Genomic DNA, 16,672 nt, shown 5'->3' with positions numbered 1-16,672 from the left:
AATGATAGTATGATTAAAAATAAATCTATTGCTTTTTATGAGCAAATTCCTACACTTGCTCTTTCAATTAATCTTAAGGCTTCGAGACGGCGTTATGCGTCTCCTCTCAAAGAACGGTTCTCACTATTTCCCTCACCTAAGCGTTGGGAAAAGTTGCCTGAGGGATAGTGCTAGAACCACCCTTCATCCGCCGCTTCGCGCCACCTTCTCCCCTAGGGGGCGAAGGGAGATGGTGCCCGAAGGGCGGATGAGGGGTTGCTGGTTCGAAGTTCTTTCCGGTTAAATATTCAGTTAATTAGGCTCTACGACCCCTTGCTAGTCATCCGACTCTTCCGGTCCTGCCACTCCCTCAGACTCGTCGGGATCAGCTGCTATCTTTCGGTTTTCGCTTGCCCATTCCCCTAAATCAATTAACCTACAACGTTCAGAGCAAAAAGGCCTGAACGCATTTTCAGGTCGCCAGGTATTTTGTTTGCCGCAGGTTGGGCAGGTAATTTTCTCGAGATTTTTCACGACAGCCTTTGTTCTTAAAATGGCTTTGCAGTATGCAATATAAGATCTTGTCTTTTCAAGATAGGGAGGACTTGCGAAATCCCACGGTCGATGCCCATAGGTATCTACACAAGCGTCTGTAATAGATGACCCTGTCCCCTTAAGCCACGTCATCCAGAGCGCAGCGAAGGATCTCCTGAATGTGGCACGGTGCTAATCCCGGAGATCCTTCGCTGCGCTCTGGATGACGTAGTGTTGAAACAAGGAGGGACGTGACCTTATTACAGACACTTGTGTAGATACCTATGGGTCGATGCCGGGGATTCGTACCACAGGATTTGACAATCAATAATTTAAAACCCAATACTTTGCATTAGCTTGGCCTGGCACAGCAGGATTTGCATTAATATGCTGGCTGAATAATTGGCTTGCCTGGGGGCTAAAGGTGTAACGACTACCTCGACCTTTCATTTGCATTTTTAAACAGCTAGTTAGAAATCCATTATTTGACGGACAAAATGCTGAATCAAAATCATAGTATTTTGTTACAACACTATTATTGGCTTTGTCACCTTTAAAATAGTAAGTGCTGTAATTATCAACTGACCAGGGGCTGCTCTCGGAAGACCTCCCCAGACTAACCGTTTTAAAAGAGGCTGAATTGCCGCTAGTAGGACTAAAACCAGCAGCAAAAATAATGGGAATGATTTGCTGTTTTGTTTTGATTGCGCGGAATTCATCGCGGTGGCTATGTCCCACAAATATGCCAACTATAACATTTGGATAGCTTTTGAGCATATTCTGGAACTGAGTCTTGTATTCAGGAAGCCAGATATTTGGTGCAATATGCATGGTCAGAATGACTTGCTCATTTTTAGCCTGACTGTCCTTGAGTTCATTAGATAACCATTGTAATTGCTGCTGGTCCCCCTCATGTGAAGGTGTAAATCCTGGCTTTGAACTATAGAGCACGCTATTGAGAGAAAGAAGTTTCAAATGGTCACCAATGTAAGCGCTGTAATAGCCATAATCCTTATTTTCATTAGAAAGACAGGGCTGGCCTGCAAAAGGACAGAGCTCACCACTGGAAAGAAAACCGTCTTTTTCGTTTACACTTTTGTCTATTTCATAGGCCGAGTTACCCCTAGACTTGAACGGGCCATAATCGCCAGTCAGGGAATCGTTGTTCCCAAAGGTATAAAACATAGGCATTGGATTAAATTGATCATAAAAGGTTTGAAAAACGGTAGTCAGGGCTTGAGACCGTCTCTTTCCTGCATTATGCGATGGTATATCACCAAGAACGACCACAAAGGATGGATTTTCGGGTAACTCTTCTAATTCATTACCCATTTTGGATGTCAGAGTAACAAAGGATGGCTTGTCTAAATCGCGACCTTTATCGCCGCTACTAGGATTTATATTGACGGCTCTATAATTATTAATATCAACATGAGGATCGGAAATCAGCGCAAAATCAATATGATTTGGATCGCCCGGGCTTGCCGCAAAACCGCCTGTTGAAAAAACAAATAAACTAATTAAGGAAAAGATCTTTCGTTTAAAACAACTCATTATGATTCTCCTAGCTTTAAAACTTTATTTTAAATGGACAAAATGAACTAAAAATGACAAGTTCTACGTAATATTGAGGTGTATAGGGTCATCCCTCCTGCCACTGCCATTAAGTTAAGGGCATTTGTCATTCCCGCGAAGGCGGGAAACCATCTCTACATTGGCACCGTGCTTAGCTAGAAATAGTTTCCCGCCTTCGCAGGAATGACAAAACCTTCATTAACTTAACGGCAGTGCCCCTCCTACCACCAAGGATTAAACAGGAATACGTCAGAAATTAGTTCATTTGTAGAAAATTTTACAAAAACCATACAAAAATAATGATTTAGGTGAAATGGTGTGTTTTAGAAATTTTTCTCTGTGTTTGTGCATTAGCAACATGAGCTCTATGGTCTTTTTTTGACAGGCTTATTTTGTTACTATGTGGCTATTTTTTTACATTACAGGGTAGAAAATGACAATTAAAGTCGCGTTTTTGGGTAAAGAAGCTAGCGGGAAAACTCAACTTATCAATAAGATCGTCTACAAAAATAAAGCAAGATTTGAAGAGATTTCGCGCCCAAGTGTAGGACCTGATTTTTTAGTACGTAACCAAGAGCCCCCCAAGGGTAAGAGTAGTAAAAACAATGAGATGAAGCTGTTTCAATTATGGGATTTTCCTGGCGTAGAGCGATTTGAAAAGCTATCCGAACCATTCCTAAGGGATTGCCAGCTTGGTGTATTTTGTATTGATTTGACAACAGACATTGATGATGTATATATCCAGGAAAAAATAAAGCTCTTTCGACAATATAATCCAGATTCCCCGATTATTTTAGTCGGCACAAAAGCAGACGCCCAAAATGCTAACGTCACTCGTTATAATCAACTTCAAGAAAATAAGGTATTCGCTGCCTCTGTAATTACTTCCGCAAAAGCAGGGGTAAATACAGAAGAGCTTTTTTCTCTTCTTGGCGATAAATTTCCCAAACCCTCGGTATATGCAGAGGCTCGAGCTAGATTGTTAACGGAATTAAAGGATGTATCCCAAGAAAAGAAAAATTTAATTAACTTACAATTAGAGACCCTGGAACAACACATTTCTGCCCCTCGTACTGAGCCACAAACTAAAGCGAATACAATTAACGCTTTTAGCTCGAATTGCGAGGCTATCTTAGACGGCGAAAAGTCTGGTCTTCTAAGAGCTGTAGCCGCAGTTGCTGCAGCAGCCTTTGTTACTGTAGTTGCTGGCTCAATTGGTTTTGGTATTGGCTTCGCTCTTAGTTGGTGGACAGGACCTGGTGCATTTTTCGCAGCGATTACAACAGGCTATGCTGCAGCATCCGTTGTTGCCACGAGTGTATCCCTGGGGGCTCTTGCAGGTGGTTTAACCGCTTATGGTTTATTCAAGACATCCAAAGAAATGGAAGCCATTAATGAGTTCACAACACAACTTAGTGATGAAAATACGGTGAGTCATTCGGTTTAAAAGTCTTCCTGAACACGGTGAAGGATCGTAATTGGTCACGTCCCCCCACGTCATCCTTCGCTGCGCTCAGGATGACGTGTTATGTTAGAACGTGCCCTTCCCGCCTATGCCAAAGCCTCAGTAAGCGTTCTGCTTTGGCTTAAACGATATTGGTAGATATCTTCCACAGACACTAAGGGTAAATGATGTTCATGAGCATAGTTTATTAGTTGTGGAAGTTTTTTCATTGTCCCATCGCGATTCATCAATTCACATAAAACAGCATAGGGCGCTAAATTAGCCAATTTTAATAAGTCTACACTGCCTTCTGTATGTCCTCGCCGCTCTAATACACCGCCAGGCCTTGCGATTAGTGGAAAAACATGACCAGGCTGGCGTAATTGCGCTGCAGAATTAGCGCTAATTGCTGTGTGGATGGTTTTCCAGCGATCGTGGGCTGATACACCCGTTGTAATTCCTTCCTTTGCCTCGATAGTTACTGTAAAGGCTGTTTGATAAAGACTCGTATTTTTTTCCACCATTGGCTTTAGTGACAGTTGCGCTGCTTTTTCTTCAGTTAGACAAAGGCAAATAATACCGCTGCAATCCTGGAGCATTTTTACAACATCATCGATTGAGAGATGCGCTGCAGAAAAAATTAAATCCCCTTCGTTTTCCCGATCTTCATCATCAATTAAAACGATCCCTTTACCCTTCATTAAACCCTGACAGGCTTTATTAACGCGCTCTATAGAATTTTTACCGAATTGCTCTAACACTGACATCGCTATATCCTTTCTAAATTTAGGGACATAGGGCTATAAGACAACGATCACTTCAGATTTGATTGGTGATAATGAACGTTAATCTTCTTTCATCCGGACTCTAACCGTCGGCTTTGGATTTTCACCAAATCTGCTGACCCTTAAAAGGCGCTCGTGGGCTTGCTTAACGCTTACCACCGGTAGGGAATTTCACCCTGCCCTGAAGATTGTGCACAATGCACCGACCGATTGTTTCAAATATTCAGAAGATGTTCAACATAGACAGAGAGCTATTCTCAGTTTGCTCAACCGTGTTTTCTTTTTCCTTAGCAGGCTTATCCTTAGTATAGATTTTGCTGAGATTCCTTCTGTCAGTTAGCCCTCCATCCGGCCCAATGACATGAGCGGCCATATTGTAGATATGCAAAGTCACGCTGAATCCTTCCTCAATGCCTTTTCTACGCTTTAGCTGATGGACAAAAAAACCATTCAAATCATCTCTGTTTGTATGAAAGGTTGGCCGGTCAATGCAGCCAACCAATTTTGCCTTCATTCCCTCTGTTGGTTGATAGAATTTCTCGGTAATTGGGCCTTGTAGAACTGAAACCGTGCCTTTATATAAATGATCATGGATTGAAGTCTTTTGCAGTTTAGCGAAAGCAAAGACCCAGATTGAAAAAGGATTCTTCTCATCTTGATGATCATAGATTAGGAATCGTCCAATACCACAGGCTTCAGCTGTTGCCAGATTGACAGGTTGGTAAATAGAATGGTCTAGTTTTAATTGTTTGCTTGCCAGGAGTTCCGGCAATAATTCTGAAACGCTTTCGTAATTTATCACTTCCAAATCAGCAATGGCCTTTACTATTAGATCCTTATTCATTTGGTTAATAAGCTGATATTCCCCTGTCATTCTAGTTCTCATCCTTTATTGAAAAATTTATTTTAGAGCCAGAATGTTAAGCTGTACAGAATACCTAGCCTTGCTTTTCACTATCAGCCTCACTGTGAAAGGCTTCACAACTCAGCCTAAGCAGTTTTTATAGCGCTTTTTTTAAACAACAAAGGTTTACATAACCATTTGTATTAAACTATACTCTGTCCTTTTTTTGCTCAGACTAAAGGTTAATACACAACATGCCCATACCTGTCTCACTACCATTAAGTTAAGGAAGGTTTTGTCATTCCCGCGAAGGCGGGAAACTATTTCTAGCTAAGCACAGTGCCAATGTAGAGATGGTTTCCCGCCTTCGCGGGAAGACAAATACCCTTAACTTAATGGCAGTGCATACCGGTTTGTATTAACCATACTGGAGATCTACCAATGCGTGAAAAACTGGAAGCTGCAATCCATGAAATTAAGACCCCATATATTCGAAAAAAACTTCAGCGTTTAACTAATAAAAAACAGTATCAGGATGCCTTGTTATATGCCTGTGAACAATGTGTTTTCGATTGTGATTATGAAAAGGATCCACTATTTCAGTTTATTAAGTTGTTAATTGAACAGCGACAGACTCTTGCTCTTGATGTCAATCAGAGCGCAGCAAACCATTACCAACGTCCTGTCATTTATGCGCTACGAAATAACCATATAATCGTATTGAAATTGTTAGAACAAGCCGGAGCCAAGTTCACTAGCCAGGAGTTAATCGAGTTAACAGCGTTAGAACTGGATAATAATCTCTTAGAGAAGGAACAACGCCTAGCACAAATTTTTGAATCCTTACATAATGACGAATTTGCAAATGAGGAGGCTACTCTTCATTCGCGCTACTCCAGATTGACTAATCAGTCTCAGGCCGTTATGTCAGATAATGACCGACTTATTTTTATTATCAAAACGATTAATCATTTATCGAAATACTTCTCCAAGGTCGCAGTCCCCTTACAAACGCCTCTGCCAAATGAAATGTTCGAAAAGGCTCATAAAGATTACAGTGTCAATCTTGCAAGTAGGCATATCACTCGGCTGTGTTCAGCAATTAAAGGATTGTCGCCGACCTTACAGGAAAAATATAACGACTGCTTTCAGCCAATCCCTTTCACATGGATTACCCTGGAGCAATTTGCTTATTTTGCCAAACCCAGAGCTATTATTGGCGCCATTATTGGCTTTCCATGCCCCAGGTCTATTTCCAAGCAAGGCAGTCAGTTATACAGCAGTAAGTTATACCGGGAAATATTAGATAGCAGAGTAGTTATAGAGCATGCAACCAAAGATATTATCAACAGCGATCTTTTGAGCTTGAAAAACTTTTTCTCTCAAATTTTTGCAGTGGAGATTCTCAATCAACCATCGAACGTCTCTAAAGTCTCTTTGTTGGCTATGAAAACCCTGACCACTCGAATGATGGATAATGAGATACTCTTAAAGTTATTAAGCTTACTCGATTATTCACAACCTACATTTCAAACCGATTTATCAGATTCCCCAGCCACCAGAAAGACAGTTTCTAGCTTGGTTTTCTTTAGAACCCCAGAACCCGGCGAAGGCTACAAGGATATGCTTAATTTATCGACAAGAACAGGCCGATTTGCTGCTCTACGACGCCTACAACTGATTGGCGAACTAATCACTGGAAAAAACCTCTCAAGCAGCCTTTTATGCCTGGATAATAGCGTAAATTGGCGCGCTTTTATTGAAATTAGAGACGCAATAGTCCACCAGGATGAAGGGGATAATAAACATAAAATCGAGACTCTTCTCATGGATAATACCGGTTTATTAGAGCAAATCATGGATACCGATCTTCCTGAGTTGCTAAAGAGAATCTATCAGCTTCTTAGCCTCCGTGAGCAGACTCTTTCCTATGATGGCAATCCTAATAATCATTGGTCTCGTTTAAGAGACTTCGCTGTTAGCAATGAAGAGGCTAGGAAACAGTCTAAGCCTGTAAAGGAAGTGGAACGACGAGTTAGTGAGGACGAGGAAGAAAGAGTGATAAGGAATTTGCAAACTAAGAATGCTCCGCAAGAAGTAATTACACAGTTTAGAGTGATTCTTGATGGAACGGGCCCTATCCCTGAAACTAAAACAATGGGAACTTTAAAACGATATTTGCCTCAGCGAGGAGAAAATAGAGATGAGTTTGCGGCCTTATCCACGATTATCAACAAGGCTGTCAGCAAAGGCAAAATGCCCGAAAAAGAACGTCTAAAATTAAGGCAGGAAGCGCAAAAGCAAGCAGCAGAGAGAAAATTGGCAGAACAAAATCATTATGTCGGGTTTGAAAATATTCGTCATCTAGCCCACCTCTTGCATGAAGCGCCAATTAAGGAAAATTGCATGACGGCGAAAAAACGTGTTTTAGCTGCAAAGGAGGCGCTTGCTAATGCACGGGAATGTCTATTGGAGAAAGGTTATATAGTCGCTGGGCAGCCATTTAAAACCCTAGAAGAATGGGATCAGTTTCATGTTACGCAAGGAGGCCCTTGCCTGACAGAACTGTTAATTAACGATCAGGAATTGTTTTATGCGCTAGGATACTGTACTGCCCAAGCCTTACAGCATCTGGAAAAAATTCATGCAAAAATGGACCAGTCAAAATTAGATTTTCCAACTCAATATCTGGGTCCCAAATATGACTATTTACGAAAAACAAGAAATCTAACTGAGCATTGCGCGCTCTATCTTGATAACTTGTATCGCTTAGATGAACTACCTGAAGGGGATTTCAATCACTATTTCCAAAAATGGTTCGCTCCTCGGGTGATTGATATTATTTTTCATTTGGATGAAGACTTAGATCTTGTTAATCAAATCTTGTTTGATGTACCAACGCTCTCAACTACAACAACGACGACTAAAGTACCCTTGGTGATACCAGAAATGTTTAGGGTAGCTATTAGAACCACTCCTGAGGATGGAAACGGGAAAGACAAGGATAAAAGCTACGATCCAGATTGTGACTCATCGCATTTTTCTATCTAACTGTAATAGGTCACGTCCCTTCCGTCATCCTGAGCGTAGCGAAGGATCTCCTGAATGCGGCATTGTGCCAGTCTCGGAGATCCTTCGCTATGCTCCCAAAGACGTACGTCATGTCGAACGCAGAGAGACATCTCCTGATGTGTTGCACAGTGCTAATCCCGGAGATCCCTCACTATGTGCGGGATGACGGGCGTAATAGCTCACTCCGGGAGTTCCGACCACAACCCCCAGATGTCAGCTACTTTCCGCATAAACTATTTTTGAATTGTAATACTTTCAATAACAACCGGCGTCACAGGCTTATCTTGCGGATCTGTTGCTAGCTTGCTGATTTTGTCAGCAACGTCCTGCCCCGCAATAACTTGACCAAAGACATTGTAACCACCTTGCAGGTGAGGGGTTGGCGCAACTGTAATAAAGAATTGGCTACCATTGGTGTTAGGTCCAGCATTAGCCATCGCAAGCACACCAGGTTTGGCAAAACTTGCATTGGTATTTTCATTATCAAATTGATAACCAGGTCCACCAGTTCCATTACCTAGAGGATCGCCACCTTGAATCATAAAACCGGGAATCACTCGATGAAAGGTTAGACCGTTGTAGAAAGGACGCTTAACCATTTCGCCAGTTTTTGGATCTTTAAACTCTTTAGTTCCTGTTGCTAATCCCACAAAATTACCAACTGTATTGGGGGCTTCCTTAGTAAATAATTCACAGGTTATATCCCCTTCGGACGTCTTAATAATTGCAGTTTCTGCCTGTGCTGATATAAAGCCTGTAGCTAAAAAGAAGCTGAGCAACAGAGACGTTATTTTTTTCATTTAGAGCTCTCCATGGATTAAGTGAGAGCTAAGCATAAAGAAATCACAAGCTAATGTCATGTCTTAACTCTTGCCGCCATTGCGAACAGAGTTAAGCAATCCAAGGTTCAGAGCTCCAAACTCTGGATTGCTTCATCACTTCGTTCCTCGTAATGACGATAGCCTATTCTTCTTAATTATCTGAAACTAAAGATTTTCTCCATATCCTTGTATCTTTTATCGATGCTATAGTAGCGATCTCGAGCTAATTGACTGATTTGAAATGCTTACAAAGGATCCTGATAGTTGTTTTACTTCGCTTCCAGTTTACATTCTGGTTGGCTGTCTAGCTGCTGCCACAATGGGTATCGAGTTAGTTCAAACACGTATACTTTCTTTTCTTTATTATAATAATATCGTTTATTTGACTGTTACCATTGCCTTACTTGGTTTTGGTATTTCTGGTGTTTTAGTCAGCTTATTCGCTGATAAAGCTAAAAATAAGCAGTTGGTCCTGTCCTTACTAACCCTAGGCTCTGTCTTTTCCCCTCTCATCTGCCTGTTCTTTGTTAGCCGCATTCCGGAGTATTTTCAATCTTATAACTTTAACATTGGCAAACTTCTCAGCTCCTATATCTTGTTGGTGATCCCCTTTTTATTCTTTGGTGCTGCTCTTGGATGGATCTTTATGCACCATGCTAAATCGATCAATCGCTTATATGCCACAGATTTAGTTTGTAGCAGCCTAGCTGTCGTTGCCTTCGTCTTTCTATTGTATCCGCTCGGTGCTGATTGGTTTTTGTGGTTATGTAGCGCTATTGTTTTATTCGGTTTTATATTCTACAGCTATACGTTTTTTGCTAAATCCTGGCTTTGGTCAATTAGCCTTATCTATCTTGGCGCCCTGTTATTAGTCAATAACAGTCTACTTAGCAACAAACCCGAGGCTTATAAAACCTTGGGCGATATGGAGAAGAAAGGAGGCGTACAGATTGAGCAAACAGTTTGGACGCCCATTACCCGCATCGATCTGGCGACTGCTTCGTCATACCCAGGCGATCTTCTTTCCTTTCCACCAGCTGACATAAAAGTAATAACTCAGGATGCTACGGCACCAACTCCCTTACTTGGCCCTCATTTTGTCAACTCTCTGATCCGAGATATCCCTAAAGGAAAGCTCCTAAGAGCAATCGCACTGATTTATTATCTTAACAAGAATCCACACAAGGCTTTGGTTATTGGGGTTGGGGGCGGCATAGACATGCTGACGGCCAAACTAATGGGCGCTGAGCAAGTGATAGGCGTTGAGATTAATCCCGCCACTTTTTCCTTAATTACCGGCCCTTATCGCAATTATGTTCAATGGCCAAATTGGTCTGGAGTTGAACTAGTTCGCGCAGAAGGGCGAAACTATATCCATGCAAAATCCAACTATTTCGACACGATTGTTATGACCGGCATTGATACCTTTTCTGCATTAAATTCAGGTGCCTATGTCTTATCAGAAAATTATCTTTATACCGTAGAGGCAATCAAAGATTATCTCAAAGCGATAAAACCTAATGGCGTTGTAGGAATATATCGCTGGTTGTTCCCAGAGCCGCGTGAAACTTTGCGCTTAGCATCCATCTATGTTAAAGCTGCACAAGAACTGAGAATTGCCCATCCTGAACAATCAATTATGGTGGTTGCAGACAATCTTGGCTGGCTTCTTTGGGGAGCAACATTTTTCAAGAAAACAGCCTTTAGCCAAGCAGAAGTTAATCAAGTTCTTTCTTTGGTAGCGAAGGAACCATCGATGGCGATCATCTATCTTCCGAAGATTTATCCAAAGGGCTTGCAAGAAAAAATTGAGGAAGACCTAAGTTCTAAATTCAAGCAATTAAACTTTGCGCGTATGGCCTTTAACAAGGTCATCAATGCTACAGATGAAGAACGAAACCAATTTATTGGCGATTACCAATTTCGTATTGATCCAGTTTACGATAATCGTCCGTTTTTTTTCGAATACCACAAAGATAGCTTCATGCAAGATCTCACAGTAACTAAAGTTCGTGGCCCCACTATTTTGTATATCTTATTAATTAACTGCCTCATGATCTGCGCGATTAGCATCTTTCTGCCTTTGGCAATTTTCCAAAGTCGTGGCTTAAAAACACCAGGTGTAATTCCCCTGATTCTGTTTTTTTCTTGCTTAGGTTTTGGATTTATGACCTTGGAAATCGGGGCGATGCAAGTTGTAAGTGCTTATATTGGTGATCCAATGCATTCCTTATCGCTTATCTTAGCTGGCCTTTTACTTTCTACGGGTATAGGCAGCGCTATTTCTACAAAGTTTTCAGGAATGCCGCAGCGTAGGATGATTTTATTTATCATGCCAGCAATAGCACTTACGATCATATTGTGGCTGGTCTTCATTAACCTAGTACAACCTCTGACTATGGATTACTCTTTAGTCACCCGCTGTTGTATAACGCTTATTGGATTAATTCCTCTTGGTATCCTACTTGGTATGCCCTTCCCCACTGTAATTAGAGAAATTGAGCAGCATTATCCTAGTTTTATTGCCTGGGCTTGGGGAGTTAATGGCATCACATCGGTTCTTGCCTCAGTCATAGCGATAATTATTGCAATAAACTTCGGGTTTTATATGACTATAATAATCGCCGCTATCACTTACTTATTCGGCTTAGGATGCTACTGGCAATATCGTAACGCCTATTACCAGCGATTGTCAGAAAATTAGCTCAAGGCTAATTTATAAGGTATTTTCTTGGCGATTTCCGACGTCAAAACCAAGATGTTTTTGAATATCTCTAGCCATTTCCTGACTGGGTTCTGACATTTGCCCAAGTGTTGTTTCTTTAGACTGGTGAATAGCAAGATTTTCTGTTGCTCTAAAGGTAAAACAAACCGGATCACCATTTTTCTTAAAACCGACTAAATCAACTTGATGATATGTTTCTTTTTCTGTTGGAAGCCTAATATCGGTCAAATACAAGTCTTGCGCCATCATTTGCCTTAGGTGTAAGAATTTTGCGTCATTCCTATTTTCATTCTTCTCAAGATAAGCCTTCACAGTAGCATTTAAAAACAATACAGCCCCCTGCAAAGGAGAGTTATCATCATGAATTTTAATGCCTGGCATACTTCACCTCTTAAAAAATGTTGTGGTATGAAATATTATAGCCAGAGTTTTATTAACAAAACATTAACCACTTTAACTATTTTTAGAACAAAACGAGATTAATCAATACTCTTTGATGTAAAAAATTTATCTATTGTGGTAGAATTTTGCTTTTTGTTGAGACCTAAAAACGAAGGAGATAAATATGCAAGCGAAGATGAACAGAGAAGGAAAAATAGTTGGAACTCCTACCTCATCACAGAAATTGCTAATAAGCACGGTAGCATTTGACACAGCTGTTAGCCTATATCTAAATGCCTTACAAAACGGGCATATAACAGCGGTAGATCGATTGCAAAACATCAACAGAAGCCTAGCAAATGCTGCAAAGCAAGATCTAGTTACAGAGTCTACACACTCGCTGTCTATAAGCTAAACGAATCTTTGTAACGGAATAGAGATATAGATCCCGCGGTCAAGCCCATAGGTCTCTACACAAGTGTCTGTAATTGAACGCCCTGTCACTCCAACGCCACGTCATCCTGAGCGCAGCGAAGGATCTCCGGGATTAGCACAGTGCCACATTCAGGAGATCCTTCGCTGCGCTCAGGATGACGTAGTGTTGAGACCAGGAGGGACATGACCTATTACAGACACTTATGCAGAGACCTATGGGCGTCGACCGCGGGGTCTACGATAATGCAAGCGTTATAAATGCTCTCAATTGACCGCTGAGTTTTCCATGCCTTTGAAAGGACTTAAATCGTTGTTGATCACAGGCAAGCCTTAAGCGATTTTGCGCCAAGGACTCATAGATAAACCACAGACGTTTTGCGATAGCGAAAGCCTCACTGAACTGTTGTTTAGATGGGAAGGGTTTAGCACAGGCATCCACTAGCAGCAGATAGGCATCACTTTCTTCCGTCAGTACATGATGGAATTGTGCCTGCCGCAGACAACCTATCAATGAGAAAAAGGGATGAGAAATCACTATTTCGCCTAGATCAATAAAGGTGAGTTGTTGTGAGTCTTCGTTGATAAGAATGTTGTTGTCATGAAAATCACACTGGACGATGGTTTGCTTAAAAGGATAAGCAGACAATTTTTTACATAAATCAGCGACCATTGGCTGCAGAGCTTCTAACTGACTATGTTCTATTGCTGTTAGGCCATCAGCCTCTAAAACCGTTTTTTCTGAAAGCAAGAGCTCGAATAATTTAGGTAAGAGATCTAAGCGCCAATCGGGCACACCAAGAGCAAGAAAAATATCGACCTGTTCTGCAACAGCTAATTGTATTGCGCTAAATTGCTCAATAGCCTTGCTAAGCAGAGACGCATCGAACTGCTTTTTTAGAAGCCCTCGCAAGGGGCTGCCCGCATCTTTCATTAAAAAGCAATTTAACTCAGGATTGTCTGCGATAATTTCTGGAACAGAGGCATGAAATTGATCATGCAAGATCTGGGTAATTCCAGCCTCCAATGCAAGCAGCTTTGGCGTATGTTTCAAATAAACATAGCCCTCAGTTGTTGCAAAGCGAAGGACGTAAGACCAAGGTGTATCTTGCACCACCTCCGGCTGCCTGCTTTTTAGTATTAAGCCGCGCGAAGAAAGAACGCTGCAAGCCCATTGGCTAAGACCTATTGTCATTATCACCTCATTTGGCTACCAAGCTTAAGAGTCGCCGGTCCATTCAACCCCAAATTCACCTGCGTGAAGCCTGCACGGGTAAACGCATCTTTAAACTGCTCAATGAGGTAGTCAGGTGCATTTTCCCGGTCATTATTTTGACTGCGAGTACTACGATGCCCACCTCCATGCATAACTACAGTTGCTGTATTACAAGCCCTGGCTAATGCTTCTTCAGGAACACAGATAAAGGCATAGATATTTTGTATCTCAATACGGCATCTATTACTACTAGTCTTTTTTATGACGCCTCCAAAATTCAAGGTAAGATTGACTAAAGCTCGTAAATTAATTGTGTCATAAAGCATTAAGCCAAATACTTTCAAGAAAATATACTGCTCACCTAAGCCGAGATTGGTAAAAGAAGAGCGGTGTGGCGGCTTTGTACGGGACAAAATTCTGTAATCCCAGAAAAACTCGAATTCTCGCGCTCAAGCCCATAGGTATCTACACAAATGTCCCTCCTTGTCTCAACATTACCTCATCCAAAGCGTAGCGAAGGATCTCCTGAATGTGGCACCGTGCTAATCCCGGAGATCCTTCGCTACGCTCTGGATGACGTGCGTCTATTACAGTCACTTGTGTAGATACCTATGGGTCAAGCCGCGGGGATTCGGAATGAAAAAGATTATTTCACCGCGATCCCACGGATACTAGGACGAACAATCTTTGGAACACCACGCATACTTTGGCGTTCAATCTCCACGATTTTAAATCCTGCCTGAGTCATAGCCTCTTCTGTACGCCGCGTAACATGACAACCTGCCGCGATACACTTCCATAAAAATTCTAATCGGCATTGCCACTTATAGCGCTCAACATTATTTGTCGCTGCGACATGCTCAATAAAAATAAGCTTACCCTGCGGTCGAAGTACGCGATAAATTTCTGACAAGGTCTTTTCTAAATGCTTAACGGAGCAGAGCACTAAGGTACATACAACAGCATCAACGCTAGCATCCGCTAATGATAAGGATTCTGCCTTGTCATTGAATAGTTCAATATTGTCTTGGGGGTTATCTGCTAATTTCGCCTGCAGTATTTTCCGCATGTGAATACTGGGTTCAGTTAAGACAATATGCTTGACGGTATTAGGATAAAACGCAAGATTAGCGCCAGTACCACAGCCCAATTCCAGTACATCGCCTGATAAATTTTGTAGTCATTGCTGACGCCAGCTTCTTAAGCCTTTTTCCTCTGCATCTTGCATGATCTTGTCATACAGCCTGGCCATTAACCATTGGCACATGGCCTGTCCTTATATTGATGGAGTAAGACGATCTCGAAAAAGCTCAGCTGCTGCTGTGTCTTTTTTAGGAGCACTTTCTGCTGTTAGTTTATTAAAAAAATTATATGTTGAAGATCCAGCTTGATAGGTTGCTATCCCTATTCCTGTAGCTACAACGGTTCTCGTTGTTTCTATAGCTACTTCTCGAGCAGCTCTACCTAGAGATGAACTTAAAACACGGAACATAAAATCTCCCTGATTTTTTAGTGTTACGAAATGTTCGCATTTTAACCGAGTTAGCTAAAATTGTAAATTTTTTGTATATAAAAAGCAAAGAAGCCAAAAAAGGGTCACATTTAATATTTTCTTAACATAGGTACTTTATAGTAGCTCCAAATCACTCGAGGAGTTACTATAATGCAATCAAAAAATGAACAAAATCATTCTAGTAGTACTGGGGAAACTACAACAACTGCAACGGAAAGCCAAACAACACCCAACCCTTTTAAATTAAATTCATTGGTATGGAATGGTCTTAATTTTACCACCGTCGCCGCCGTTACCTCGGGCGCGGTCGTCGCTATTCAGAGCCCAGTAAAAACCGTTTTAGTTAATTTAACCAAAGACGGGAACTTTTTACCGAGTTACTCAGGTGGAACCTTTGGTCTTTTCCGAGCCGTTTATGCTGGAACCTTAGCCTCCTTAACTGGCTCTTCAGTTAGAACACTCTATGTTACAGGCACCAAAAAACATAAGCCCATGGAATTGACGCCAGAAATAGAAGAGGCAATTGAGGTACAAGAAAAAACAGGTATCCCTAAGTTCAGTAAAACAGGCTATGTTATGGCTGCTGCCTTTGGCGACATTATTGTTACCCAAATTCCAGAGTCGCTTTCCCACTATAAAAAAATGCCTGGCTTTCTACCCAAAGATTTTCAGTGGAAGACTCTAAACAATTCTCGCCAATTAATGCTAGGAGGATTTATGCCACGTTATCTATCTGGGGTCGTAAATTTTTCCGCCTTATGTGTGGTTGAAGACAAGATTGCAAAAAACTTACCCATTGATGAGAAAAACACCCGGCATTTTACAGCAGGGGCTCTTAGTGGTATGACAGCTGCCTTCTTCTCCTATCCATTTACACTCTTCAAAGACTATACACTCACACAGACCACAGTGAACGAGCAGGGTGAGTTAAGGGCTAAAAACTCCTTTACCCTGTTAAAGGAAGTGGGAGAGTTAGTTGTACAGAATCCTAAAGAAATGGGAAAGACCTTCGTCAAAAATGCAGTCAAGCAGTTACCCCTAAGAATGGGACTTACTGGCGCCATCTTCGCAACGGTAGCTGGCGTTGGGGAAATACTCGGAAGCGAGCCCTTGGATGCAGTAGTTCCTGAAAGTATTCGGCCTTCTATAGCTAAAGCGTCTTCTGGTTTTTTTAGTCACTCTCAACCTGTTGAACCCGAACCTACATCAGATGTTCCTCTCGCCCCTGCATCAAATAATGAAGCCCCCAAGCTTTAAAACTCTTCATCCCACTCGCCAAGGATGGCTTTAATCACCGTAATAAATTCCGTCATCCAGAGCGCAGCGAAGGATATCTGGGATTAGCACAGTA

General features: G+C 41.6%; 14 protein-coding genes, 1 pseudogene and 1 riboswitch. Of the genes and pseudogenes, 5 read left to right on the top strand and 10 right to left on the bottom strand.

The features are described 5' to 3' along the window. Positions 1-315 precede the first annotated feature (315 nt). Both yacG and BN1094_RS03755 read right to left on the bottom strand, forming a co-directional pair. The gene (gene yacG / locus BN1094_RS19455) at positions 316-513 is read right to left on the bottom strand and encodes a DNA gyrase inhibitor YacG (RefSeq protein ID WP_043873709.1); all 198 of its coding nucleotides are present in this window, start codon (positions 511-513) and stop codon (positions 316-318) included. 324 nt (positions 514-837) lie between these two features. After that, on the bottom strand, positions 838-2,067 hold the full coding sequence (locus BN1094_RS03755; protein ID WP_043873024.1) for a metallophosphoesterase: 1,230 nt from the start codon (positions 2,065-2,067) through the stop codon (positions 838-840). Positions 2,068-2,521: 454 nt separating this feature from the next. Between BN1094_RS03755 and BN1094_RS03750 the strand changes: the two genes are divergently transcribed. Beyond that, positions 2,522-3,535 (top strand): GTP-binding protein, encoded by a 1,014-nt coding sequence (locus tag BN1094_RS03750; protein ID WP_043873023.1) that lies wholly within the window; start codon positions 2,522-2,524, stop codon positions 3,533-3,535. Between the two features lie 104 nt (positions 3,536-3,639). Here BN1094_RS03750 and ribB read toward each other — a convergent pair whose 3' ends face one another. Both ribB and BN1094_RS03740 read right to left on the bottom strand, forming a co-directional pair. After that, entirely contained in the window at positions 3,640-4,299 is a 660-nt protein-coding gene (gene ribB, locus BN1094_RS03745) for a 3,4-dihydroxy-2-butanone-4-phosphate synthase (protein WP_043873022.1), read from the bottom strand. A gap of 77 nt (positions 4,300-4,376) precedes the next feature. After that, positions 4,377-4,510: riboswitch (FMN riboswitch) on the bottom strand. Between the two features lie 30 nt (positions 4,511-4,540). After that, a complete protein-coding gene (locus BN1094_RS03740) occupies positions 4,541-5,191 on the bottom strand; it encodes a cupin domain-containing protein (protein ID WP_043873021.1) in 651 nt (216 codons plus the stop codon). Between the two features lie 411 nt (positions 5,192-5,602). Between BN1094_RS03740 and BN1094_RS03735 the strand changes: the two genes are divergently transcribed. Then, entirely contained in the window at positions 5,603-8,212 is a 2,610-nt protein-coding gene (locus BN1094_RS03735; protein ID WP_043873020.1) for a ribonuclease HepT family protein, read from the top strand. Between the two features lie 254 nt (positions 8,213-8,466). On the opposite strand, the gene BN1094_RS03730 is transcribed toward BN1094_RS03735, so the two are convergent. Beyond that, complete coding sequence (locus BN1094_RS03730; RefSeq protein WP_043873019.1) at positions 8,467-9,033, bottom strand: peptidylprolyl isomerase; 567 nt, start codon at positions 9,031-9,033, stop codon at positions 8,467-8,469. A 262-nt stretch (positions 9,034-9,295) separates the two neighbouring features. On the opposite strand from BN1094_RS03730, the gene BN1094_RS03725 reads away from it, so the two are divergent. After that, positions 9,296-11,758, top strand: coding sequence for a spermidine synthase family protein (locus tag BN1094_RS03725; protein WP_043873018.1), 2,463 nt, complete (start codon positions 9,296-9,298; stop codon positions 11,756-11,758). 12 nt (positions 11,759-11,770) lie between these two features. On the opposite strand, the gene BN1094_RS03720 is transcribed toward BN1094_RS03725, so the two are convergent. Continuing rightward, the gene (locus BN1094_RS03720; RefSeq protein ID WP_043873017.1) at positions 11,771-12,160 is read right to left on the bottom strand and encodes a hypothetical protein; all 390 of its coding nucleotides are present in this window, start codon (positions 12,158-12,160) and stop codon (positions 11,771-11,773) included. A gap of 184 nt (positions 12,161-12,344) precedes the next feature. On the opposite strand from BN1094_RS03720, the gene BN1094_RS03715 reads away from it, so the two are divergent. Next, a complete protein-coding gene (locus BN1094_RS03715; protein WP_043873016.1) occupies positions 12,345-12,575 on the top strand; it encodes a hypothetical protein in 231 nt (76 codons plus the stop codon). A 255-nt stretch (positions 12,576-12,830) separates the two neighbouring features. On the opposite strand, the gene BN1094_RS03710 is transcribed toward BN1094_RS03715, so the two are convergent. The 4 genes and pseudogenes from BN1094_RS03710 to BN1094_RS03695 form a co-directional block, all read right to left on the bottom strand. After that, the gene (locus tag BN1094_RS03710) at positions 12,831-13,787 is read right to left on the bottom strand and encodes a phosphotransferase (RefSeq protein WP_043873015.1); all 957 of its coding nucleotides are present in this window, start codon (positions 13,785-13,787) and stop codon (positions 12,831-12,833) included. Positions 13,788-13,789: 2 nt separating this feature from the next. Then, the gene (locus BN1094_RS03705) at positions 13,790-14,221 is read right to left on the bottom strand and encodes a hypothetical protein (RefSeq protein ID WP_043873014.1); all 432 of its coding nucleotides are present in this window, start codon (positions 14,219-14,221) and stop codon (positions 13,790-13,792) included. 233 nt (positions 14,222-14,454) lie between these two features. Next, positions 14,455-14,970, bottom strand: a pseudogene (locus tag BN1094_RS03700) (class I SAM-dependent methyltransferase); the annotation flags it as partial. Between the two features lie 114 nt (positions 14,971-15,084). Beyond that, positions 15,085-15,300: a hypothetical protein gene (locus tag BN1094_RS03695; protein ID WP_043873013.1), complete on the bottom strand. Its 216-nt coding sequence runs from the start codon at positions 15,298-15,300 to the stop codon at positions 15,085-15,087. A 171-nt stretch (positions 15,301-15,471) separates the two neighbouring features. Between BN1094_RS03695 and BN1094_RS03690 the strand changes: the two genes are divergently transcribed. Further along, positions 15,472-16,578 (top strand): hypothetical protein, encoded by a 1,107-nt coding sequence (locus BN1094_RS03690; RefSeq protein ID WP_052403116.1) that lies wholly within the window; start codon positions 15,472-15,474, stop codon positions 16,576-16,578. Positions 16,579-16,672: the final 94 nt, after the last annotated feature.

It is taken from the genome of Legionella massiliensis (genome assembly GCF_000756815.1).
Lineage (GTDB): Bacteria > Pseudomonadota > Gammaproteobacteria > Legionellales > Legionellaceae > Tatlockia > Tatlockia massiliensis.
Note: the sequence above shows the minus strand (reverse complement) of the source record. Positions and strands in the feature narration are given on the sequence as shown.